At 42.4% G+C, this 23,378-nt stretch carries 19 protein-coding genes and 1 pseudogene; 9 read left to right on the top strand and 11 right to left on the bottom strand.

The features are described 5' to 3' along the window. Positions 1–330: 330 nt before the first annotated feature. The 3 genes from MHN30_RS15215 to MHN30_RS15205 are packed head-to-tail and all read left to right on the top strand — an operon-like array spanning position 331 to position 5,723. On the top strand, positions 331–2,205 hold the full coding sequence (locus MHN30_RS15215; RefSeq protein WP_239360193.1) for an FAD-dependent oxidoreductase: 1,875 nt from the start codon (positions 331–333) through the stop codon (positions 2,203–2,205). Then, positions 2,192–3,955 (top strand): thiamine pyrophosphate-binding protein, encoded by a 1,764-nt coding sequence (locus MHN30_RS15210; protein ID WP_239360191.1) that lies wholly within the window; start codon positions 2,192–2,194, stop codon positions 3,953–3,955. The genes MHN30_RS15215 and MHN30_RS15210 overlap by 14 nt, the downstream gene beginning before the upstream one ends. Further along, positions 3,948–5,723 carry an FAD-dependent oxidoreductase gene (locus MHN30_RS15205; protein WP_130165888.1) on the top strand — a complete coding sequence of 592 codons (1,776 nt, stop codon included), beginning with the start codon at positions 3,948–3,950 and terminating at the stop codon, positions 5,721–5,723. Before MHN30_RS15210 ends, MHN30_RS15205 begins: the two co-directional genes overlap by 8 nt. Positions 5,724–6,001: 278 nt before the next feature. Here MHN30_RS15205 and MHN30_RS15200 read toward each other — a convergent pair whose 3' ends face one another. The 6 genes from MHN30_RS15200 to MHN30_RS15175 form a co-directional block, all read right to left on the bottom strand. Continuing rightward, on the bottom strand, positions 6,002–6,559 hold the full coding sequence (locus MHN30_RS15200) for a hypothetical protein (RefSeq protein ID WP_130165889.1): 558 nt from the start codon (positions 6,557–6,559) through the stop codon (positions 6,002–6,004). Between the two features lie 52 nt (positions 6,560–6,611). Next, a complete protein-coding gene (locus tag MHN30_RS15195; RefSeq protein ID WP_130165890.1) occupies positions 6,612–7,055 on the bottom strand; it encodes a DUF2000 domain-containing protein in 444 nt (147 codons plus the stop codon). 99 nt (positions 7,056–7,154) lie between these two features. After that, complete coding sequence (locus MHN30_RS15190; protein ID WP_205992136.1) at positions 7,155–8,168, bottom strand: DUF5924 family protein; 1,014 nt, start codon at positions 8,166–8,168, stop codon at positions 7,155–7,157. Between the two features lie 256 nt (positions 8,169–8,424). After that, entirely contained in the window at positions 8,425–8,889 is a 465-nt protein-coding gene (locus MHN30_RS15185) for a hypothetical protein (RefSeq protein WP_130165891.1), read from the bottom strand. Positions 8,890–9,038: 149 nt separating this feature from the next. Beyond that, positions 9,039–9,620: an FMN-binding negative transcriptional regulator gene (locus tag MHN30_RS15180; protein ID WP_130165892.1), complete on the bottom strand. Its 582-nt coding sequence runs from the start codon at positions 9,618–9,620 to the stop codon at positions 9,039–9,041. Continuing rightward, positions 9,617–10,192, bottom strand: coding sequence for a GNAT family protein (locus tag MHN30_RS15175; protein ID WP_045988419.1), 576 nt, complete (start codon positions 10,190–10,192; stop codon positions 9,617–9,619). The genes MHN30_RS15180 and MHN30_RS15175 overlap by 4 nt, the downstream gene beginning before the upstream one ends. Before the next feature lie 96 nt (positions 10,193–10,288). Here MHN30_RS15175 and MHN30_RS15170 point away from each other — a divergent pair, with 96 nt between their 5' ends. From MHN30_RS15170 to MHN30_RS15160, 3 genes are read left to right on the top strand one after another with little or no spacing between them, the layout of a single operon-like run. Then, positions 10,289–11,743, top strand: coding sequence for a PLP-dependent aminotransferase family protein (locus MHN30_RS15170; RefSeq protein ID WP_239360188.1), 1,455 nt, complete (start codon positions 10,289–10,291; stop codon positions 11,741–11,743). Next, positions 11,740–12,057 carry a hypothetical protein gene (locus MHN30_RS15165; RefSeq protein ID WP_130165894.1) on the top strand — a complete coding sequence of 106 codons (318 nt, stop codon included), beginning with the start codon at positions 11,740–11,742 and terminating at the stop codon, positions 12,055–12,057. Before MHN30_RS15170 ends, MHN30_RS15165 begins: the two co-directional genes overlap by 4 nt. Positions 12,058–12,074: 17 nt before the next feature. Continuing rightward, entirely contained in the window at positions 12,075–12,479 is a 405-nt protein-coding gene (locus tag MHN30_RS15160; RefSeq protein WP_039496655.1) for a lysozyme inhibitor LprI family protein, read from the top strand. A 70-nt stretch (positions 12,480–12,549) separates the two neighbouring features. Here the strand turns inward: MHN30_RS15160 and MHN30_RS15155 are convergent, their stop codons facing one another. From MHN30_RS15155 to MHN30_RS15140, 4 genes are all read right to left on the bottom strand, one after another. Next, positions 12,550–13,239 (bottom strand): DUF4386 family protein, encoded by a 690-nt coding sequence (locus MHN30_RS15155; RefSeq protein WP_239360186.1) that lies wholly within the window; start codon positions 13,237–13,239, stop codon positions 12,550–12,552. Between the two features lie 161 nt (positions 13,240–13,400). Beyond that, entirely contained in the window at positions 13,401–14,540 is a 1,140-nt protein-coding gene (locus MHN30_RS15150) for a S8 family serine peptidase (protein WP_130165896.1), read from the bottom strand. Positions 14,541–14,852: 312 nt separating this feature from the next. Next, positions 14,853–16,616, bottom strand: a complete 1,764-nt coding sequence (locus MHN30_RS15145; protein WP_130165897.1) for a histidine kinase dimerization/phospho-acceptor domain-containing protein — start codon at positions 16,614–16,616, stop codon at positions 14,853–14,855. Further along, positions 16,606–17,301 (bottom strand): response regulator transcription factor, encoded by a 696-nt coding sequence (locus MHN30_RS15140; RefSeq protein ID WP_165384138.1) that lies wholly within the window; start codon positions 17,299–17,301, stop codon positions 16,606–16,608. Before MHN30_RS15140 ends, MHN30_RS15145 begins: the two co-directional genes overlap by 11 nt. Before the next feature lie 180 nt (positions 17,302–17,481). On the opposite strand from MHN30_RS15140, the gene MHN30_RS15135 reads away from it, so the two are divergent. Genes MHN30_RS15135 through MHN30_RS15125 form a run of 3 tightly spaced genes read left to right on the top strand, consistent with a single transcriptional unit; the run spans position 17,482 to position 21,966 of the window. Continuing rightward, entirely contained in the window at positions 17,482–18,738 is a 1,257-nt protein-coding gene (locus MHN30_RS15135; protein ID WP_130165898.1) for an HlyD family efflux transporter periplasmic adaptor subunit, read from the top strand. Positions 18,739–18,746: 8 nt separating this feature from the next. Continuing rightward, entirely contained in the window at positions 18,747–19,502 is a 756-nt protein-coding gene (locus MHN30_RS15130) for an ABC transporter ATP-binding protein (protein WP_130165899.1), read from the top strand. Positions 19,503–19,527: 25 nt separating this feature from the next. Next, positions 19,528–21,966: an FtsX-like permease family protein gene (locus MHN30_RS15125; protein ID WP_239360185.1), complete on the top strand. Its 2,439-nt coding sequence runs from the start codon at positions 19,528–19,530 to the stop codon at positions 21,964–21,966. Positions 21,967–22,163: 197 nt separating this feature from the next. On the opposite strand, the pseudogene MHN30_RS15120 reads toward MHN30_RS15125, so the two are convergent. Continuing rightward, positions 22,164–23,229 (bottom strand): annotated as a pseudogene (locus tag MHN30_RS15120) (IS3 family transposase). Positions 23,230–23,378: the final 149 nt, after the last annotated feature.

The following is a 23,378-nucleotide window of genomic DNA, read 5'->3' as shown; positions in this document are numbered from 1 at the left end:
ATTGGTGAAAAAGAAAACCAAGATCATGCTAAGTGACTTGTTTAATTAATAAACATCTTTTAGGCGGAATAAGAAATCAGTAGGACTATGCAGATTTCTTCACCGAGTTGAGTCATTGCCGTTTGCACGGCATTTGCGTTAATCAAAATAAATGCGATTAGCTAAGCATTTTGGCTAAAAACATTGGGTTACATATCTATGCTTGTTTAGTGAAAAGTGGTTTTTGCAGTTGCTGTAATGTCTCTGTAATCGCTTGTAACTCGGTGTAATAGATAAAATCACGACCCTTAAATATGCTTTTAAAGTAATAGCTTAAAGGAGCATATTAAAATGAATAAAGAACTAGATATTGCCATTGTGGGTGGCGGTGTTTCAGGTGTCTATAGTGCATGGCGTCTTCAACAAGAGCTTGGTGATACACATCGCATAGGCTTATTTGAGTATAGCGATCGTATCGGTGGTCGTTTGTACAGTCGCACGCTTCCAGGGTTGCCCAACGTTGTGGCTGAGCTTGGTGGAATGCGCTTTATTCCTGACGATCATGTGATGGTGAGTACGCTGGTGGATGAGCTAAAACTCCAAACCAAAGACTTTCCTATGGGCTCAAAGCTGCCTTTATACCCCTCAAATGCAGAAAGCTCTCCTGAAGCAGGCAGTGAAAACAACCTCTTTTACCTGCGCGGACAATATTTTAGATATCGTGATTTCGCCGAGTGTCCAGATAAAATCCCATACCAGCTTGAAGAAACAGAGCGAGGCTATGGACCGGAAGATCTTCAAGTTAAGGTCATGAACCTCATCTGCCCGGGCTTTGCCGATATGTCTCTTGCAGAGCAGATGAAAGTCAAAGTGTTTGGCAAGGAAATCTGGCGCTTTGGCTTTTGGAACTTGCTTGAGCATGTGTTGAGTAACGAAGCATACCTGTTTATGAAAGAAGCGGGGGGCTACGATGCTAATGTGGCGAATGCCAGTGCGGTTACTCAGTTGCCTGCCACTGAATATAGCGATGATACGGTATTTAAGACCCTAAAAGATGGTTTTCAGGCGTTACCGCTGAAGTTATGTGAAGAGTTTGCTGCGGCACCGGGCTGCCTTGACCGCTGTAAGCGCGTTAACATGTTGCATCGACTTGCAAAAATTGAGCTGCACCATTGTGGCGAGTATCGTTATGAACTCACTTTTCAACCAACACAAGTGAATAGCAGTGGGAAAGTGGTTGATAAAGATGCTCCAGCGTACAGCGTTAAAGTGAAGCGGCTTATTTTGGCTATGCCAAGGCGCTCGCTTGAGCTAATTGAATCGCCGTTCTTTGACGACCCTTGGTTGAAAGAAAACATTCCATCTGTACTTATCCAAAAAGCGATTAAGATGTTTATGGCATACGAGCAACCTTGGTGGCGCAGTTTAGGCCTTGTTGCTGGTCGCTCTGTCACTGACTTACCAATCCGTCAAACTTATTACATGGGCACGGAATGCGATCAAAAAGCATGCCTTGAATACGAGACCAACGAAAAAGGCGAACAGGTATGTAAAGTAGAGCACACCTATGGTGAGCCCAATACCAACTCGCTGCTAATGGCTTCTTACAATGATATTGGCACTATTCCTTACTGGAAAGGTTTAGAAAAGGGCGAGCATTACCAAGGCTATATGCCAGCCTATGGTGCACAAGGTTATACCGAAAATGAGATAGTACCTAAAAACCAGTATCAAATTACCACCGGGATGGTTGAAGCGGCACATCGCCAAATTCAAGCGTTACATAATCAAAAAGCACTCCCAATGCCATATTCTGCAATCTACCAAGAGTGGGGGGATGATCCTTATGGCGGTGGCTGGCATGAGTGGAAAGCCAATTATCGTCTCGATGAGATCATGTGCAGAATGCGCCACCCGGTTGCGAGTGAAGAAATCTATATTGTTGGCGAAGCGTACTCCTATGAACAAGGCTGGGTTGAAGGAGCGTTAAATACGGCTGAATCAACATTGGCTGAGTTCTTTGCTTTACCAACGCCTAATTGGTTATCCAAAGACAAAGTCCAGTATGAACAGTGGCTTGAGTCACACCATAACTACTTACCAGTAGATTGCCGTAAAGGTGACTGCTCGTGTCAGCATTCAGCGCAACAACCAAATGCTAGCTCAGACACGCTAGACGAAGTCACTGAGTTCGCTTATCGAGGTATTAATCATGAGTACCGCTAATTTTACGGTTGCTGACCATTTACTGTGGCGGTTAAAGCAGTTGGGCCTTGATAAGGTGTTTCAAGTGCCTGGTGACTATGTGCAAGAATTTATGACTGCTCTTGATAACTTTCCTGGTATTGATGCAATAGGTGATGTAACCGAGCTAGGGGCAGGCTATGCGGCGGATGGATATGCAAGATACCGTGGAATTGGCGCGGTGTCGGTGCAATACGGCGTTGGCACGTTCAGTGTATTAAACGCGATCGCCGGCGCTTATGTCGAGCGTAATCCTGTTGTCGTTATATCGGCAAGCCCATCGGCTGAAAACCGTGTAGATATTGAAGAAACAGGCGTGTTATTTCATCACTCTACCGGCGACTATAGCGCTGATAAAAAGGTGTTTGAAAATGTCACTGTCGCCAGTGAAATTCTTTCGGATCCTGCTTCTGCTCCTGAGATTATTGATAATGCGTTACGCCTTGCCATGAGTGAAAAGCGGCCTATTTATCTAGAAGCATGGCAAAACGTGTGGGGCGCAGCTTGTGATAAACCAGATGGCCATTTAGTGATCCCAAAACCGGCTTCTAATCCTGCGATGATGGCAAGTTTACTCGATAAAGTAATCAACCGACTCAAAGAGGCTGAGAAGCCATTGGTATTATTAGGCATTGAGATAACGCGGCTTGGCATACAAAGGGAAGTTGAGAACTTGCTCTGTAACCTCAATATTCCGTATACCACGACCACGCTAGCCAAATCAGTATTAAGTGAGGCGCAAGGGCTTGGGAAGGAGTTGTTTGTTGGCACCTATGCGGGTGAAGCATCATGGCCTGAAACATTTGATTTTGTTAGTAAACGAGATTGCATTTTAGCGTTGGGCGCGATATTCACCGACGATTACCTGACCATGTTAAAAACGCAAGGTAACGAATTGATCCGCGTGAATATGGGCGAAGCAAGAATTGGTAACTGCGAGCGTTTTAGTGGTATCGATTTAGCACAGTTTATTGATGATTTAACGGTGTATGCCGAGCATTACCCGATGCAGCATCATGCGCTTTGCTCGTTGCCGGAAAATCCCTATTTGAAAAGTCCCGTACAGGATTGCGATACCATCAGCTACGAAAACTTCTTTTGCACATACCAAAAGCAGCTAGCCCAATGTCAAAAGGTGCGTGACTGCAACCTTATTTTAGGTGAGAGCTCTTCGCTTTATATGGCGGCTCGTTTAACTGGCATTGAAGAAAGTCGCTTTATTAGTGACGCTGCTTGGGGGTCGTTAGGTCATGAAACCGGTTGTTCACTCGGCACAGCCTTGGCTGACAATCGGCGTAGTGTAGTGGTTGCCGGCGACGGTGGGTTTATGATGATGTGCCAAACACTGTCTACCATTAGCCATAACAAACTCAATACTGCAGTGTTTGTAATGAGTAACCAAGTGTATGCAATTGAGCAGTCGTTCGTTGATATCTGTGCGTTTACTCCTGCGGGCGCATTTGCACCATTTGATGATCTGCATCGTTGGGACTATAAATCATTAGCGAATGCGTATTCTGTTGAATATTTGAATGTAGAGACCGTCGCGGATCTAAATGAGGTTTTTGCTGCGCTTCATGAAAACTCATGTAAGCCGTACCTCATTAAAGTCAATATTGATAAAAAAGATCTCGCACCGGCGATACAAGATCTCGCCGAAGCCATTACGGGTAACAAAGTGGACGACTGTCCATGTGGAAATAGCACAGCGCAAGGAAACAATAATGCCTAAACAATCCAATAAACCAATCCCTGAATATCAGTTAGAAGAAGCACAAAAGCGTATCGACCGCTATTGGCGCGCGACACAAGGATTTATACTCGCGTTAGAAAGCAAGCATGGCTTTTCTGCGAAGCAGTTGCTTACTTTATTACCAACGGGGGATACTTCGATGGAGGGCTTTAGAGAATATCAAGCTAAAGCGCTTATCTTTAACACACGATTTCAGTTCTCGCCCTCGGTGATTGTGATGTGTAATAACACCGATGATGTAATGCGCGCCTATCAAGAGGCGATAGCGTTTAACTTACCCATTCGGGTGCGCTCTGGCGGCCATGATCACGAAGGGGAGTGTAGCGGCACAGATGTGGTGCTACTGGATTTAAGCGGTTTAAAAGACTTCTCCATTGAGAAAGAAGGTGATGACTATATCGCTCATATTGGCTCTGGCTATCGCTTTTATCAATTAGTCCCAAAGCTTGCAGAATCTGGTTATAAAGATATTCCGCCGTTAACCATTCCACACGGTACCTGTGCCACGGTTGGGTTAGCTGGGTATATTCAAGGCGGTGGTTGGGGCCCGTGGACGCGAGCAAAGGGGATGTGCTGTGAGTCACTCGTTGGTGCGACTGTTATTTTGCAAGATGGCTCGAGAGTTGAGGTATCTGAAACTGAAAACGAAGATATCTTATGGGCGCTACGCGGAGGCGGGGCGTTAAGTTATGGAATCGTAACGGAGTTTAGAGTCAAAGCTTTTGAGCTACCTGACGAAATCCACCGCTTTGAAATTAACTGGAATAATGAGGCGGTTGGCTCTACAGACTTAGCAACTTGGCAGCTGCTCGGCCAGTGGGAAGATGCGATTAACGATACGGGAAAGGATACCGAGAACTTAGTTGGTACTAACCTAAAAATCAACGCCATACCAGATGTTAGCGAGTGTGAAAAATCATCTGGTTACGAAAAAGCGTTAGCGCACCCAAGCACTATGTACGGCTATTGGCAAGGCTCCGAAAAGGCGCTGGTTCAGTTTGCTAAGCGGTATTTTCCTGCTGCTAAAGTGCAGGTGACGGGCACGGACACCAAGCAGAATTATAGTGAAGCATTGATGTCTGACTGGTCACGAAACTCCTTGGCTAATCTCAAAAAACTGGGATTAAAAGGAACGTTAGCTGCAAGCCTGGATGGGGAACCATTTACACCAGATTTTGATGCCCCAGCGCCACACAAGATCACCTCAAAGCTAGTGCGTGAGTCTGGCCTTACCGAACAAGGCAAGTTGGCGCTATTGCGTTCACTCACATCGCCTTTACTGTTTGCACAAAATGCCCCACTTGGACTATTTAGTTACGTCACTTTAGGAGCCATTTCGGGTAAGTTTTATGCCAATGATACGTGTGATGATGCTAAGAAGCGTGTTGCCTTTCCTTATACTACTGCGCAGTACACCATTCAATACCAAACTTGGTGGAATACCGAGTTAAAATACGACGGTAGTTACGACAGCAAACGCCTTGGTCAAGCAAATCCAGTATACCGCTATGTAAACCGTGCACTTGATTGGATTGAAGTTAGCCGCGACACCACTATTGAAGGGGCATACGGCGCGTTTATCAGCTTTAAAGACGCATCCATCCCGACGAAGACCTACTTCCAAGAGAATTATGAAAAACTCATTGAAATCAAAGAGGAGCATTCGGGTTTCACAGTTAAATTAGACTGTGGTAAAAAGGTTTACGTTAACTTTAATCGCCTAAGAACCCGTAAGACAATTATTTAACAGTGTTAAATACGAAGAGCAAAAAGCCAGTATCGGCTTTTTGCTTGGTTTCACCTTGAGGTAGGAGATGTTTCACACAGCAATTTTGTTGTTTTTATATTGGATTTTTGGCTGGTGAGATGAGGGGATTTCTTCGTCAAAAATTCGTTGGAAAACATAAACTGCTCGGCGAGTGAATCGCCTCCTACAAGCCTATTTACGCTACGCAGTAGGAGCTGTTTTACACTGCGATTTTGTCGCTTTTATCATGTGCTTTACGCTGCGGCCTTGAAAGCATTTTAAATATCTAACACCACGACTTCCATTTTGTCTTGCGTATCGTAAGGCTGGATCTGCATTTTTAATTGGCTCTCAGAAAGCAACTCCAGCTGACCTTCTGCGGCTTTGTATTTGCTATGAACGACCTTTACTGCATGAATACCAAATCCGATTTCTCGCTCTAAGCGTAAAACTAAACCATATGAGGTGGTGGCTCCTCGGTCGGTTCGGTAAAGCACATAGTTATCGTCATTGACGTTTAGTCGATTAAGTTCGACAAAGGAGTGGTCGACGCCGCTTCGTTTGATCTCGGAATAATCACCAGCAGCAAAGATGAATACGATGAAACTCGGCACTGCTGCTGCCAAAGTGACTAAGAAGCCAGACACTTTGAGTAACTTGGTGTGTCGAAATAACGACCACAGCAACACAGAAGCGGGTAAGATGATGGCCAGTATCATAACGAAAAGGTAATTATGCTGAGGAGCCGCAAATCTTAATTCCCAAGGCAAATTACTCATATTTAGGGTGACTAGTAATACAACAATGACCAGCGCGATACTTGAAAATCGTTTCATAAATTAAATCTAAACTATAACAAAATCAGTAATACCAAAAATAAGCCCCAGATTATTTAAACAAACTGAATTTCCCAGTAAATTCTTTAAGCTCTGTGCTATCGCCAAACATGCAAATGCCAAAGTACTCTAAGTCTTGTTCAGGTGTTTCTGCGGTGGCGCTTACTTGCTGTTCGGATGTGCCAACAATCATGGTATCTGTAAAATCGGTAAAGGGGATGTTACGAGTCACAAGCTCTGCTCGCATTTTTCTGATTTTATTACTGTTATCTGCTTTAAGCACAATAAATGGGTAGTGCGAAATCGATGGGTGAATGCCGCCATCTTTGTCTTGGTACGGTAAAAAACAGAGCTCATCGGTATTACCAATTTGGTCAATGAGCCCAGCGCTCATATGGCCAAGCGCATTAAAAAGCCGACCAAGTTCAACTTTTTTATTGAGCACAGCAACAAATCGCTTTGAGTTTTCGTCCGGTAAAACGGAAAAATCAGTCATAGACTTCCTTGAGTTAAAAAAGAGGCGCTTAACCATATCATAATAAAGCGATCACCGCGCTTCGGTGTCGATAATTGATTGTAATTCCTTAAAACTTTCCTAAGGAGAGACAGTAAATTTTGTAAGGCCAATCAGTTGTCCTGAATTGGTGACAACATGCACCTCCCACTTACCTGTTGAGTCGGCGGGAAAGTTGGTTTTATGGCTCCAAGCACGATAGCCTTCCTCGCGTCCACCGCTAATATTTAAGGGGATTCGGTCAACCACTTGTTTGTTGTGTACCCATACGTGAAAGATTTTTTCGTTTAGTCCTCGAGGTGCTTTTACCGCACTCCAACTGTATAAGCCTTGTTCGTGAAGCGAATGGGTATCGAGGTGTTGGATACTGTTCATTGGCTTTCGTTGTTGCCTATCAACCTCATAAGCCAGTGCTATGTCGGTGAGTCGTAAGGCCGCAGGGGGAACCCAGCTACGTAGCTGCCACAAACCAGCGCTAAGTGCACTTAGCAGCAGAGCCAATAAGGGAAAACGCCACCATTTTGCGTGTGGCATAACATTGCCAAGACTCGGTAGGGTAAGAATAATGGCGGTGACTAGCGCTATTTGTATACTTTGATCGGTTGTCAGGTGAAGCAAAATTGGTAGCGTAACTGAAATCACAACAAACAAAGCAAAATTATGGAATACCATAAACAGCACATTGTGCCGGGCTAGCTTTTTGTAATATATCGGGTCCACAACGGAGATCAACGCGCAGAGTGCAATTAAGCAGGTAAACGCGGCCTGTGGATGATTCCATGTTGTGGCAGCCAAGAAAAAAGGCAGTGCGAAGAATAGACTTTCCTGTTGCACCATTTGTAGGGCAAAGCGCATGAAGTTGGGTGACAACACAATACCAAAACGTTGCTCCACTTGGTCTCGAAGCCAGTTATCAATAATAAGCCACAGCCAACTGGTGAGTAAAAGCAGAGCGATGATCTGTGAAAACGACTCTTTACGTTCAACTAAAATAAAGCTCGCGATACCGCTACAAAAAGCCAGCACGGCCATCAGGCCCGGCCACTTCTGCATCATCAAAATAAATTTTGTTATTAGGTTTTTGAAATAACGCATGGAAATAGAAATTGCTTGCTGATTTTACCATTGAAGCATCTTAACCATGAATGCAATATGAGCTTGAATACTTTAAAGATTTGTACGTTTAGCATTCGCAAGGGGAGTGGACAGGAGGTTTTCAGTTGTTGACTTTAGATACGCGAGATTTTTAGTGTGATCACAAAGTCTATTAACCTGTGTTTTCCGTTGATGCAAAAAGTGATTGGCTGGAGCACAAAGCTGACATGCTGCACTTTGACTCCAGTCTAGAGGGTTATAGTTTGCTTGTTAAGGGTTTAGACTGGCCAATCAATTCGCTTGAATTTTTGCCTGTTTTTTGATGAATTGCAACAAAGTATTCAATTGGATACTTCAGTTTTGATAGTACCATTTTAGGTGCATTGCGGCTTATATCTACAGGTGTAGGCCAAGTAATAGAAACGCTTCCAGTCGTATTGTTAAGAATGCAAGGGTGGCTTGTACCTCTGAAGCTAGTTACGGAGGTTCCATCAATATTGGCAAACAAAACTGAGCAAGTATATAGCTTGTTTTCTGGGCTGAAATTTTCAATAGCGTAATCGAAAGAAACCTTAATTTCATGTTTTCTTTGCTGTAAGTTGCCAACTTCTTCAACTTCTAGATTGGACAGTGATGCAGTGCTTATTTTTATTTTTGAATAATCTGTTGTTGCGCAACCACTGAGGATGAGCAACGATGCTAAAATAGGTAATATTTTCATTATTTTCTCCATAAAATAAAGTCAGTAATAAGTAGTTAAAACCTTCCATAATTTGCTCTTGTCCAAAGCTTATTTAATGAAAGATAACGTAACGTGTAGATTTGCATTATAGGAAAAGGTAACGAAAAATTAAACTTCTGTCACTGTATTTATACAAGTGAGCTGTGCATCGCAGGTTTTAGCGGCTGTAAATGTATTTTGATTTTTTCGCGAATATCACTCGACTGGTTTTGGCTTAACTTAAAAGCGCCATGCATCGTATTGATTTTAATCTTGAAAAAGTTAATGGCGTTAAACAGCGATTGGCGTTGATTGGCAGGCACGCTATCAAGCTGCCAATCACTATTTGAAAACCGCTCAAAATGCGTTATTTGCGCTTGCATTGACGCGTATTTTTCATCGTCAATAGTAATAAGCGCGAGTTCACCTTCAACTATCACATTTGCGTACAACCACGTGGGGAGCTTAATGTCAGGGATAACTGCGGGTGAGAGGTAATGATCTTCACAGTGGAAAACAGCTTGAATAACACCGACTGTGTGGAAAATCGGGTTATCTTTTGTAGCGTGTCCGAGCAAATAAGCATGGTCATCACTTAATGTTAGCGGTACAAAAACCGTCTTTATCTTGCCTTCCTGTATCACCGTCAGCGTTGCCAGCGGGTGTTTTGTGATCACAGAGCTGAGTATGTTTGGATTGCTTTCAACGTAGTAGTTTCTTGGGTAGCTCATAACTTTTCCTCCAACCTCGCTTTCACTTCAGGCCACATCTCGTCGGTGATGGCAAATCGTGCCGTATTACGATAACTTCCGTCAGGCAGGCGTCTATCTTTTAACGACAAGCCCTCAAAATGGGCACCTAGGCGTGCGATGGCATTACGAGACTTATGATTACATTCATGCGTTTGAAATTGCACACGCACCAGTCCAATCGCTTCAAAGGCATATTTGAGCAACAGGTACTTGGCGTGGGTATTAACGTGCGTGCGTTGAAATTCAGTACCAATAAAAGTATGGCCGATTTCGGCACTTAGGTTGAGTTTATCAAGTCTAAACAAGCGGCTATTACCAGCCAGTTTATCTGAGTCTTTGTCTATGATTGCAACAACAAGCTGTTCGCTTTCGTCAAACTGCGCAGAGCCGTAAAACCATTGCTCTATGGTTTTTTGATCGCGACAATAATTATTAAATACCCACTTCCAGATCTCGGTTTTCTTGCCTCGAGCCAATAACTCAGGTAAATGCGCGGCTTCAAGTGGGGTGAGCTTAACGCGATTGGATTCTAGCGTTTGTTTTGAAAGCATCAATATTCCATTCATTCTGTGTTTTTAATGCTTGCATATTGCGCTGATTTTGGTTGATATAAAACAACCAGATTTAATAATTTAATTAGACCAGTTTTGATTTCTATTAGCCCAAAAACACAGTCTCAAGATGTTAAACATAAACGCTTAGCAGATGTTTTACGCTGCGCCATTACCGAAGGTAAACTCACCCCCGGTGACAAACTTCCTTCCGCCCGAAAGCTGGCTGAGTTACATGGTATGAATCGGCACACGGTGATGAATGCCCTACAAAACTTGGTAGCTGAAGGCTGGCTGGTGGTTAAAGAGCGTAGCGGCTATCGAGTCAATACTGAACTGCCTATTTTCAGTAGCCAACAGATAACTTCAGAGGTGCCTTCTACACCACAAATCGTACCGCAATTTGCTAAAACACTGGCACCAGTAAGCAGCACTAAGCGTAAAGCCTACCGCTATAGTTTTGCAGGAGGCTTACCAGATCTTCATGCTTTTCCCTATGATGAGTTTAAGCGGTTTTTGGTAAAGGCGTGTCGCAAAACCAATGTCAGTCATTTTCACTATTCAGACATTGCGGGGTGCGAGTTACTGAAATCCCAAATTCAGGCATATTTGCGCCGAGCAAGGGGGCTAGTATGTGATGATTTACTGATTTGTAATGGCTCCCAAGAAGCACTCTCATTGGTGGCAAATGCATTTATTAATCCAGGTGATGGTGTTGCCATCGAGATGCTTGGTTATCCACCTGCGCGGCATACTTTTACCAATGCAGGTGCTGAAATTTTTGCTTTAGCACAAGACGCAGAAGGCATTAAAGTGGAAGCCTTGGCGCGCTGCCTTGAACAAAATAAGGTGAAGTTGTTGTATTTAACGCCACTGCATCAATATCCAACTACAGTGACTTTATCTGTACCGAGGCGCATGGCGATTTATCAGCTGTGCCAGCAGTATGGCGTGTTTATTATTGAAGACGATTACGACCATGAGTTTCATTATCTCTGCCCGCCGTTGCAGCCTATGGCGGCAAGCGACCCAAGTGGTATTGTGATTTATATTTCTACCTTCTCAAAAATCATGTTTGCCGGTGCTCGTGTGGGCTATATGAGTGCACGGGCAGATGTGCTCGCGCAATTGGTGGCACGTAAACAGCTACTTAATCACAAGAATGATGCCCTTACCCAGTTGGCTGTGGCTTACTGGATGGAAGAGGGCGGATTTGAGCGCCATTTACACCGCATGACCAAAGCCTATCAAGTACGCCATCAGGCGATGGGGCAGCACCTTAGTGAGCTTAAAGCCAAATTAGATATCGACTTTGAAATGCCACAAGGCGGCATGGCGTATTGGGTAAACAGCAAACGCGACGTCTCGAGGTTATCTGAAAAAGCGCTTGAAAAAGGGATTTACGTACAATGTGAGCCTGAATTTACCCTCGATAAGGCTAGTAGTTTAAGTCATATTCGCTTAGGCTTTGCGGCGCAAGAAGTCGAGCATCAGCAAGCTGGGCTGAGTGAGTTATTTGCTTTGGTCGCAGAGCTGGAGAAAAAATCATGAATAAGCAACAAGCACTGGCCGAATTTGTTACATTCGGCACACACAAAGCGCAGGCGTTAAATATCCTATTGAGCGATAACAGCGCAGTATCGCTTGCCATTAGCAAGGCGATGTTAAGTGTGGTATTAGCAAAATATCTCAGCGGTGAAATCGACGAAGATGACCTCGAAAATTGGGCTGGGTTTGTTGAACTGCGTGACGAGATTGATTGCACCCTGATAGAAGATTACCTCTATGCGTTGAATAATCCAGAGCTGATGGGTGGAATTAACCTCGATTCCATCGGTAACATGTTGAAACTCATTAAAGGTTAAACACAAAAGGAAATACCATGAGATTAATAGCGGCTGCATTGTTTTTATTAAATTGCCAAATCGCGTTGGCGGGAGGAGGTGTATGTGAAAACCCTATCTCAACCATAGACATCAACGAGTGTGCAATGAGCGAGCTTAACGTCAGAACTGAAACACTTGAACGTTACTACCAAAAAAGCCTTGAACATAATGCTTTTGATGAGCAACTGGTAGAAGCGATTAAAGCCTCGCAGTTGGCGTGGCAAAGCTATCTCGATGCACACTGCGGCGCGGTATATACCCAATGGCGAGAAGGTACTATTCGCGGTGTGATGGCACTTGAATGTCGTAAGGAATTAGTAAAAACCAGAACCCATACTCTTTGGGCTAACTTTTTGACTTATATGGATAGTACGCCTCCTGTGCTGCCAGAACCTGAGTAAACGCGTGGTTGTGGCGATAACTTTTCAATCGCCTCTTGGGGATATTACTCCAGCAGTGGTTGTGCCTAACTTAGTCGGGAGCAACCTCTGATGATGTTTTACTCCTCAATAGCATCACGCCTAATCCAATAAACCATAGGATTTGTCCGAGACCAAATATAGCCGTAGTAATCTCAAAGAATGGATTTTTGGCTAGGAAAGATAAACCAGAAAGTAAAGTTAAAACCCCTGCTAGACTCACAAGCAAACCCCAATAATGAAGCTGTGGGCTAAATATTTTATGTTTGAGACCGACGCAACTGATTGCCAGCACCCAAATCGCGCCGACCAATTCAATGCCACCGCCAAGTGCATCTACCACTATTGAGATGGTGCGATTGATCGTTAATGCAAGCGCCGGATCCAGCTCATGAAATTTTGCAATCGCTTCAATGCTGGTTAAAAAAACCATGGTACTGGCAAGGACAATCGCCGCCCAAATATAGCCAACTACACTAGCAAACTTCATACAGTCAGGTGACATTGTGTTAAAGCGTTGATGAATTGCTTGCACCAACACAATCAGGGAAAAACTGAAAATAATCCCAATCACGATATAACCAAGAAAAAAGGTATCGCGATTTTGCACAAAAAAATCTAGATATAACGCTGGCGTATTGTGCTCACTAGAGTCCAGCACCCCAAAAAATAAAACAAAACCAAATAAATAAGTCGCGGCTTCTGTGAGTGCTGCGACACCTCCCCATTTTTGTAATGACATAGCGATTCCAGTTAATTTGATTGTTATTGTTGTGCTCAGTTTAGCAACATACTAAGCATCAGCTCCAGAATAGGGCGTCTTTATTTGTAACAATAGTTTATTGAGCAGGGAAGGGGATTCGGAAGAGGAGAAGAGCACCATTAGGTGCTCTCTAAGCCATATTAAAGATGAACGATGCTATCTGCATTGCCATCAGGATCGTTCGATGCTTTACCATCAGTACCTGGGTTACCATTTCGCATCATGATCACAGCACAGGCCGCAGGTGAAGCCATTGAAGTGCCTGACATCGTTGTTGTTCCGCCACCATTTTTCAGTGATAAAATGCCAACACCAGGAGCTGCATAGTCTACAGGTGGGTTGCCATAGTTTGAAAAGCTTGCAAAACGGTCATTTGAATCGGTCGCTGAAATAGTGAATACACGGTTGTGTGAAGCACTAGCTGGAGATACATTTGCCGCGTGCTGGCTTTCGTTACCAGCGGCTACCACAAAGAAAGCACCAGATTGTTGAGCTGCGCTTTCAACAGCATCATTTAGCTCTTGGTTGAAGCCGCCACCCAAGCTCATATTTGCGCAGTCGCCAGGACTTGCATTGACCGCAACGTGATCGACACCAGCTAAAACACCTGACCAGCTGCCTGAGCCACGAGCATCTAACACTTTTACTGGAACTACAGTGGTGCCCGCTGCAACACCCACTACATCAATATCGTTATCGAGCGCGCCAATCGTACCCGCTACGTGTGTGCCGTGGCCGTTGCCGTCGTCCATACCTGCATTTCTACCGCTAGAAAAAGCAGAGAAACCGCGGCTTGCGTCAACGTTTAAATCTGGATGATCTAAGTCGATACCGGTATCAATCACCCAAGCGGTATAACCGTTGCCATTCACGGGACCGCCAACACGCGTTACGCTCCAAGGTGTTGTTTGTGGGTTACTACCACCACCTGGTTTTCCCTTTGCTTTTGTCGGGCTTGCATACACTTTACCATCGGGAGTAAAGCGCATCACATCGCTATTTCCTGCAAACGCGGATTTAGCTTTGTCACAGCTCATGTTCACGGCCATGCCTTTAATGGTATTTTTATAGACATGCTTCGCTTGTGCATTCGCTTTTGCGACCATGCCACGCGCTTTACCTTCAACATCAAACTTTGAAACATCATCTTTAAAACGCACGATGCAGGTATTTGCAATTTCGGCATCCACGGCTGCGCCTTGATACGTTGCATCTTGTGCAAAAACGGTAGTAGCACCAAACGTCGACATGATGGACAAAGTAAGTAGTGTTTTTTTCATCTTATTGTTCCTATTTATAATTATTTTAAAATTAACCTTTGAAACAGGTTGGTAACAAAGTTAGCTGTATATTAATAATTGTCAAAGGTGGAACGAAAAAAATATCTACTTTTTCCTATTTAGGTGCATAAATGAGTAGTATTTTGATTTTAACTTATCAAATCAAGTTGAGTTTATGCGCTGTATTGGAGTGGGTGTGTTGTTAGTATTGGGCTGCATTCTAGTACTTAACTTGAGATTGGATGAAGAATGAGCAAACTTATTGTATTTAAAATTTGCCTTAATCACCCGCAGCTCAGATTACTTAATACATTAATGAATGGGGGGGATTGGAAAAGTGATATTGATTGCTAAGCCTGGGTTTCTGCGAACCGCTAAGACTTCCCCACGATGTGCATGGACAAGCTCGTGAACAAGCGCCAGACCAATTCCAGTTCCTTGAGTCGCTCTTGTGAGCTCGTTACCAGCACGGTAGAAAAGTTCGAAAATTCGTTTTTCTTGGGATTCCGTAATACCTGCACCATAATCGCGGATCTCTAGTTCTAGCATATTTGTTTGGCCGGATTGGCGACGGAATATGAAATCGACTTTTTGTCTTTCTATGTCGTTAATCTTAGCTTGGTCATAAAATTTAATCGCATTGTCTGTGATATTTATTATTATTTGTGAAAAAGCATCTAAATCCATGTTTAACATGGTTTCTTCAGGCGCAACAAGCTCTGTACTTATATGTTGTTTAAAGTTGTGTTTCAGCATCAAAGAGGATGCTTTTGAATGGATGATATCCATTAAAACAGCAACGCTAACTGGTTGTGGTTTAACTGTTTGCTTTTGGTGATGCAACTTTGTAAGTTGTAAAATATTATCTATCAATCTACTTAACCGTTCGCTTTCGCTGTGTATAAAGTCATAGTATTCAGCTTGATGTGTTGGCGATTGTACGATACCAGCCTGTAGCATCTCACTGTACATTTTTATGGATGTCAGTGGTGTTTTTAACTCATGACTAACAGAAGAAACAAAGTTTAACCGTTGTTCAGCAAGTTGCAGTTGCTCAAGGCCAAGTCTATAGAAACCAAAGCAGCCAATAAGTAAGGCGCTAAAGAGTACAGCAAGAAAAGCACCTCCTAAAAACATATTCTTCGAGAAAGGCAGTGCTTTTGTCGAAATTAATATATCGTAATTCGAATAAGGCCACTTTAGCGTACTCGAGTCAATTATTTGTTGCTGAAGGTTGATATTTGTTTGTTCCGGATTACTTACGATGACTTCATTCGTTTCAGTTTTTTGATAGAGGAAATATTCATCGCCGGCATTCCCCTCATTATCTGTGAGTTTCACGAGCACAGAGTCAGAAAAGCTGCGTAGCGCCAAAATATCATTAATGTGTCGTTGTAAGTAGAGCGTTCTTTCGACTAAGAAACCTTGTATTTTGGCGCTCTTAGAGTTAGTTATTATTCTGTAAAATAGTAAGTTATCAGGCACATCAAATGTGATATTCCAATGCTGCTTTTTGAGATTTAGGCTATTACCCAATAATGCATTGATGCGCGATGATTGAGAAACCAATTGCAGTATTTCGAAGGCTTTTTTTTCAAACGGTGATGTGGAATTTATTTGTTGTTCCATCCCAGCATAGAAATTAATTTCTTTGATCCAAATCGGGCTACTAAATTGGTGATCTGCATTTATTTGAAAAAAGCCAACCAACCCAGGAATGTTTGGTTGAGTCGCCGGAGATACTAACGGTGAACGTAATTTATCCGTTTGATTAGTCTGTGAGTTATATGAGTAACTGTAATAGTCGAACGCAGTAGCGGGAATAGAGTCATGCGCTATGAGCTTTCGAAACAGTTTTGTGTTTGTAACTTGAATCAAATTACGGGCTTCTTGGCGATAACTATCTAGCTGAGACTCTCGAGCAGATTGATAGCTAAAGTACAATAACAGAGCCATAAGAATCATGATTAACAGCGTGATTAAGCTAGTTAGCACCCGAAGCTTTTTAACACCTTGAAGATAGTTCAAAGGCGTATATTTTGCCTCACGACTAGAGGTTAGCCACTTAATCAGCATGAAGTTGGTATCCTTCTCCACGATGGGTCACTAAATATTGAGGAGATTTGGCATCATGTTCAATTTTCTTTCGAAGTTTTGCGATGTGTATATCAATCGTACGAGTGTCTATATCGCGAGTCTCTTTATAACCCCACACTTCTTTAAGCAGTTCGTCGCGAGAAACAGGGTGCTTTTGACGATGTAGGTAACACAGTACCTCGACTTCTCTACGTGTAAATTTTGTTTCATTGTTTCCTAACTTACCCGTTAAAGTTTGCGTGTTGATTGTGATATCAGGGCTTAATACAAGCGTTTGCTCTGCTCCTGTCCAACCCGAACGACGAACAAGGGCATTAACTCTCAATACCAGCTCTGATGTGGAAAATGGCTTTGCAACATAGTCATCAGCGCCTAAAGAAAGACCGTTGATGATGTCTTCTTCACTATTTTTAGCTGTCAACATTAAAATAGGTTGTGAAGGAGACGACTGCCTTAAATTATTACAGATATCGAAACCATTCATGGATGGAAGCATTACATCAAGGATAACGCAGGCATAATTTTCGTGAATTGCGCATTTTAACCCTAATACACCATCAGATTCACTATGTACATCATAGCCGTGAAAAACGAAAAGGTCGGTTAATCCGCGTAAAATGGCTGGTTCGTCTTCAATAATGAGTAATTTGGGTTTGATATTCAACTACAGCATCCTCCCTAGATAGTCCTAGTCCTCATTATACCTGTTAACTCGCTGAGTTAAATGCAAACTTTTGTAAACTTTTAGCGCGGTTTATTTTACCTTTCTTGTCTTATTAAAACTCATTGAAAGACCTACATTGGATGTTAAAGGTCGATGATTTCCAAATTTTTAGGATAAGTAATGGATATAGTTCGAAAAGATAACAAGAAAGGGGTTAGCAGACGAGTTAAGTGGGGCCTTGTTATGGTTACCTGCCTCACTTTAGCGACCATGTTTATGTTAAATACAAGTAATGCCTCCTACTTAGCTAAGAAGGAAAGTTTGTTAATTGATGGTGTAAAAAGAGGTGAGCTGAACATCAATGTGAGGGGAACAGGCGTACTGGTACCAAAGGAAAAGCGTTGGATGGCGGTGAGTGTTTCAGGACGAGTAGAAAGAATACTTAAAAAGCCTGGAGCAGTAGTGAAGCAAGGTGAGCTTATTTTGGAACTTAGTAACCCTCATTTATCGCAACAAATGGAAGAGGCTAAATGGGAACTACAAGCGTTGCAATCAGAAGTACAAGCAAGAAAGGTTGCGTTGGAATCTGAGTTACTCGATCAAGAGATCAGAGTAATGAATGAGAAGCTTGGTTTTGAACGCAGTAAGCTTACCTTAAATGCGCAACAAGAACTGTTGGAAAAGGGGTTCGATGCAATTTCGAAAATAGACTTCGAGGAAGTCAAAATGGATGTGATGCAGTATGAACAACAATGGATGTTGGAAAAGCAGCGTTTAGAGAAACGTAAAGAGAATTTAGCGGCACAGATTGAAGCTAGTGAAGCGCGATTAACTATGATGCAAAAGGCTGTAGATAGATACGCTCAACAAGTAGATAGTCTAAAAGTGACAGCAACGATGGATAGTATAATTCAAGAAGTACCTATTGAGCTTGGGCAGGAGGTAAATGCAGGGACCAACTTGGCATTGCTGGCTAGAAGTGACATCTTTATTGCTGAACTTAGAATTCCTGAAAAACAGATAAAAGATGTTGTTGTAGGCCAACGCACTATTCTCGATACACGAAGCAGTAAAATAGAAGGCAGTGTACTTCGTATTGACCCCATCGTATCAAATGGGTCCGTTCAAGTAGATATTGAACTCACGAGCGCATTACCTAAAGAAGCTCGCCCTGAGTTATCAGTTGATGGGGTCATAGAGATTAATACCATTCCCAATACATTGTTTGTTAGAAGGCCAATGTTTGCTAATAGCTTTAGTCAGATGGAAATTTATGTTTTGGAAACATCGGGAGATTTTGCGGTAAAGCATCCAGTGAACTTTGGTTTTATGTCGAGTCAGTATATTCAAATAGAAGGTGGTTTGAAGGAAGGAGACCAAGTCATCGTTTCAGACGCCTCGGGTTGGAAACAACACGAACGTATTCAAATTAATTAGGAAAGCCAATGAGTAAGAAGAATAAAACTCTAGTTAAACTAGAATCTTTAGACAAAGTTTTTTATACCGATGAAGTAGAAACCCATGCGTTAAAAAACATTAACTTAACAATATATTCTGGAGAGTATATTGCCATTACGGGACCTTCTGGTTGCGGAAAATCCACATTACTTTCTCTGCTTGGTTTGTTAGATACGCCAACGAAAGGAATGTACCAATTAGCAGGTCATGACGCATCTGATATTGATACTGATGAGCGAGCTAGAATTAGAAATAAAGAAATTGGTTTTGTCTTTCAATCATTTAATCTGATTAGCGATTTGACAATTGAAGAAAATGTAGAGCTACCATTAACATACCGAACAGACCTGACCGCTGATCAGCGAAGACAGTCAGTAGTATCCGCGTTAGAAAAAGTAGATATGGCGCACCGAGCAAAACACTACCCATCTCAATTATCGGGAGGACAGCAGCAACGAGTAGCAGTCGCGAGAGCGATTGCAGGTAATCCCTCTATTATCTTAGCTGATGAGCCGACAGGTAATTTGGACTCGAAAAACGCTGAAATGGTGATGAAATTGTTGGAGGTTTTAAATAAAGAAGGCGCGACTATATGTATGGTTACTCACGATCCTGCATCAGCGAAAAGAACACAACGTATAATAGAAGTGTTTGATGGTGAAATTGTAGGGGACATATCAAATAACATCGGATCAATAGGGGCTCATGCGTTAAAGGGATCGGAATATGAACTATTGGATTGATATAAAGTACGTATTCAGGGGGTTGTTGAAAAAGCCACTATTTTCATCAATGTCGATACTCATAGTCGCGGTAGGATTGGGGCTTTCTATTTATACATATACGCTTCTATCACAGTTAATATTTAAACCTTTAACGTTAAATGGCGACACTCCAATCGTTGCAATTGAAGGTGAATATAGAGAAGCGCATGGGCGAGGGCAGAGAACGGATCCTTTCCATTTGAACTATATTAGTCAAGAGTCAAAACTCATTGATAATATGAGCTTGTATAGGACGGGAACATCAACCATTAGTAATATTAACAATGGGCAAGGTTCAATAAAAGTTCACTCTAGCCATAGTGATTGGAATCTTTTTGAAGTTGCGAAAACTCAACCAGTTTTGGGTAGAGGTTTTAGCCCTGAAGATCATGAGATTGGCGCAGAGCCTGTGGTTGTAATAAGTTTCGAATTGTGGGACCAATACTTTGCTCGAAGTAATGATATTTTAAACATGAACCTTAAGGTTAATGGCATTTCTAAACAAGTCATTGGCGTGATGCCTGCTGGATTTTCATTTCCGGCCTTTGCTCAAGTTTGGCAACCATTAGCTGTTAACCAGTTCGAGCCTACTCACCCTTCTGATGCCTTTCGAGACTCGCTTAATGGTGTGGCTCGATTAAAGCCTGATGTCTCTTTGAGTCAGTTTGAAAAAGAAGTAGGTAACTTAGTTACACGCCAATTCCTCGCTTTACCGCAAGAGTTTAGTTGGCGAGCAGATTCTCCAGGTGGCTATATCAGAGTTTTTAACTTTAAAATGACTGACGACGGTGTTGCGCATCACTACCCCATATTTATCGCCATGTCCTGTGTTGTTGTTCTGATATTATTCTTGAGTTGTATTAACATTGGCAATTTGCTTTTGGCTCGAGTGAATGAAAGGGCAAAAGAAGTTGCAATTCGAATTTCTCTTGGGATCCCTAGAAAGAGATTGATCTTACAAATGCTGTGGGAAAGCTTATTCATTTGTGGCTTGGGTGCGATCCTTGCCTTTATATTCGCATCTTTCGGTACAAGCATTACAAATGAAGTGTTAGACGAGATATTTTCAGTCAATGGAGAACGTCCTTTTTGGTGGGTGTTGTCACTAGAAATGGACGCAATTTTGGTTCTATTACTGTCAGTGATCTTTATGGTTTTTGTAACCGGCTTTATTCCCGCAATGAGAGCATTGGCACAAGATGTTAATGCCGTGCTAAGAGATGGAACAAGAGGTGCTCTTGGGAAAAAGGCTGGCAGAATGAACAAGTTGCTTGTCATATCAGAAGTCATCTTATCCTCAGTTGTGTTAGTCGTTGCGACGCTTCTTCTAAGCACTGGCTATGCGGCTCAAAATGCAGACTATGGGGTAAAAACACAGCAGCGATTGACTGCCACTATTCAATTACCCAGCACTAGCTATCCAACATCGGAGCTTAAAAAAAGAAACGATTTTTATTATCAGCTCAAAGATAAACTGGAACAGCAGCCAAACATCAACGGTGTAGGATATTTTACCAGTTTACCTGGCACTGGCGGAGGGAGTTCACATTTTGAAATCCAAGGTAGAGAAGCGCTTGTTTATAATGAAAATCCAATGTGGAACTTTGAAGTTGTTAGCCGAGATGCTTGGCAAGTCGTTGGTATGAACATTATTGAAGGCAGAAGCTTCGAGCTGAGAGATGTTGATAGTGGAGAATCTCCAACAATTATAAATGCTTCAATGGCAGAGGCGTTATTTCCAAACAATGATGCGCTTGGTCAAAAAGTAAGAACGGTTGATGAAGGTGGCTGGCATACAGAATGGCGAACAATTGTTGGAATTGTGTCTGATAGTGTTCATGGACCAACAATGCAATCGACGAGTGCTTGGCATACTGGCTATGGATTAATGGATCTAAGAGGATGGACCATGGAAATTGTGATTCACTACAGTGGCTCACTTAATGCTGCAGAATCGGCTCTCAGGCAAGCTGTAAATGGCATGGATAATGAGGTGACGCTATATCATGTGCAAAGCTATCAAAGTTTAATCAAACAGCCGATGCTATTAGTGAATGCAGTAAATACGATTTTTCTTTGGTGTGGCGTTGTCGCATTAATGCTAGCCGCAAGTGGCATCTATGCCGTTTCCTCAAACAGTATCATTATCCGTACGCAAGAAATTGCTACGAGGCGTGCGTTAGGAGCCAAAAATTCAGACGTCATTAAATTGTTTCTTAAAGAGGCTTCTCTTCAATTAGGCGCTGGGCTGGCTTTCGGTATTCTTATGTCTTTATGGGTTATAAGTCAGATCACGAAATCAATGATTATCGACGGTAATAGCTATGTGATTGGTTTGGTAGGAATACCAATTTTCATAAGTTTAATCGTACTATGGGCGACCTATTATCCTAGTAATAAAATGGTTAAGCAGGAACCTTGTGAAGGGTTAAGGCAAAGCTAATAAATAGAATAGACTCAATCGGCTGCTTGGTTGAGTCTATTTTTACTTGTCTTTTTTCGCGCTGTGGAGCTTTTCTATTGGCGGTTAGTTTCCGAGTAAAATACCTCTTTTTTCCAATCGCTTGAGCCATAAAATTACCACTCACTTTCACTATTTTTATAACTCCACCCAATTTAGTACAGCTATTTCATAGAATTTTATGCAGCCTCAAGATAACCAATTGGTGTCATATCGCCAAGTGAATCATGAGGTCGCTCATAATTATAAATATCTAACCACTAATCAGTGATTTCACGTACTTCTTGCAGTGACTCAAACAAGTATAAATCGAGCACTTCTTCACGATAACTTCGGTTAAACCTTTCCACAAAACCATTTTGATAAGGGCTGCCAGGTTCTGTAAATTCCAGCTTGATGTTATTTCCCATAGCCCAAGTTCCAAGTGAAGTGGAAGTAAACTCAGGGCCGTTATCGACTCTAATTTGTTTTGGTTTACCGCGCCAAGCAATGATCTGTTTTAGTGTCCTAATCACTCGTTCAGAAGTTAAGCTTGTATCGACCTCAATCGCCAGTGCTTGTTGATTGAAATCATCGAGTACATTCAATGTTCTAAAGCGATGTCCATAGCTTAATGCATCACTCATAAAGTCCATTGACCACGATTCATTATGTTGTGCCAGTGCACTTAATGGTTCAGGTGTTCTTGTTGGAACACGGTGCTTTCCCTTACGTCTTAAGTTTAGTTTTAGCATGTTGTAAACACGTTCAACACGCTTTTTACTCTTTATTGCGAAGCCTTTTGAATAGCTTAGGCAGCCCCACCTAGGATTGCGCTCTACCAGCGCAAGTGATGCGTCGATAACTTCATTATCTAACGGTCGTTTATGTTTGTAATAAAAAACTGAGCGGCTTAGACCAGCCACTTCACAAGCAAATACGACGCTGACGTTAAATTGAGCTCTAAAATGCTCTACCCAAGCTCTGCGGCTACTTGTTTTTACAGCTTTTTTGCGATGATATCCTCAAGCATCGAGTGCTTTAGGCTAAGCGTTGCAAACATATCTTTTAGCTTACGGTTTTCTTCTTCAGCTCTTTGAGGCGTTTAACATCAGACGCTTCCATACAACCATACTTTGAGCGCTATTTGTAAAATGTACTTTGGCCGATACTATGTTTACGGCAGATTTCAGGCACAGGAATACCTGACTCAGTTTCCTTGATCATGCTGACAATTTGGGTTTCGGCGAACTTGCTTTTTCTCATCGTAAATTTTCCTATTTTAGTTAATGGAAAATTCTACTTATGAACTATTTCATTCTTTGGGGAAGTTACAGGTGAGGCCAAAAATGCGACCATAATATGTCTACATTTCGGCCTTGTTTCGAGCTGCAAGTTTTTATCACAAATGTCTT

This window comes from Pseudoalteromonas sp. OF7H-1, from assembly GCF_022347825.1.
Taxonomy (GTDB): domain Bacteria; phylum Pseudomonadota; class Gammaproteobacteria; order Enterobacterales; family Alteromonadaceae; genus Pseudoalteromonas; species Pseudoalteromonas maricaloris.
This window is presented reverse-complemented; position numbering and strand designations above follow the sequence as displayed.

Coding starts and splice junctions, on each gene's coding strand:
- MHN30_RS15145 (WP_130165897.1), bottom strand. CDS start 16,616: ATGCTGATTAAGTGGCTAACCTCTAGTCGTGAGGCAAAATATACGCCT.
- MHN30_RS15135 (WP_130165898.1), top strand. CDS start 17,482: ATGGATATAGTTCGAAAAGATAACAAGAAAGGGGTTAGCAGACGAGTT.
- MHN30_RS15195 (WP_130165890.1), bottom strand. CDS start 7,055: ATGACTGATTTTTCCGTTTTACCGGACGAAAACTCAAAGCGATTTGTT.
- MHN30_RS15190 (WP_205992136.1), bottom strand. CDS start 8,168: ATGCGTTATTTCAAAAACCTAATAACAAAATTTATTTTGATGATGCAG.
- MHN30_RS15215 (WP_239360193.1), top strand. CDS start 331: ATGAATAAAGAACTAGATATTGCCATTGTGGGTGGCGGTGTTTCAGGT.
- MHN30_RS15205 (WP_130165888.1), top strand. CDS start 3,948: ATGCCTAAACAATCCAATAAACCAATCCCTGAATATCAGTTAGAAGAA.
- MHN30_RS15150 (WP_130165896.1), bottom strand. CDS start 14,540: ATGAAAAAAACACTACTTACTTTGTCCATCATGTCGACGTTTGGTGCT.
- MHN30_RS15160 (WP_039496655.1), top strand. CDS start 12,075: ATGAGATTAATAGCGGCTGCATTGTTTTTATTAAATTGCCAAATCGCG.
- MHN30_RS15200 (WP_130165889.1), bottom strand. CDS start 6,559: ATGAAACGATTTTCAAGTATCGCGCTGGTCATTGTTGTATTACTAGTC.
- MHN30_RS15185 (WP_130165891.1), bottom strand. CDS start 8,889: ATGAAAATATTACCTATTTTAGCATCGTTGCTCATCCTCAGTGGTTGC.
- MHN30_RS15175 (WP_045988419.1), bottom strand. CDS start 10,192: ATGCTTTCAAAACAAACGCTAGAATCCAATCGCGTTAAGCTCACCCCA.
- MHN30_RS15130 (WP_130165899.1), top strand. CDS start 18,747: ATGAGTAAGAAGAATAAAACTCTAGTTAAACTAGAATCTTTAGACAAA.
- MHN30_RS15155 (WP_239360186.1), bottom strand. CDS start 13,239: ATGTCATTACAAAAATGGGGAGGTGTCGCAGCACTCACAGAAGCCGCG.
- MHN30_RS15165 (WP_130165894.1), top strand. CDS start 11,740: ATGAATAAGCAACAAGCACTGGCCGAATTTGTTACATTCGGCACACAC.
- MHN30_RS15210 (WP_239360191.1), top strand. CDS start 2,192: ATGAGTACCGCTAATTTTACGGTTGCTGACCATTTACTGTGGCGGTTA.
- MHN30_RS15180 (WP_130165892.1), bottom strand. CDS start 9,620: ATGAGCTACCCAAGAAACTACTACGTTGAAAGCAATCCAAACATACTC.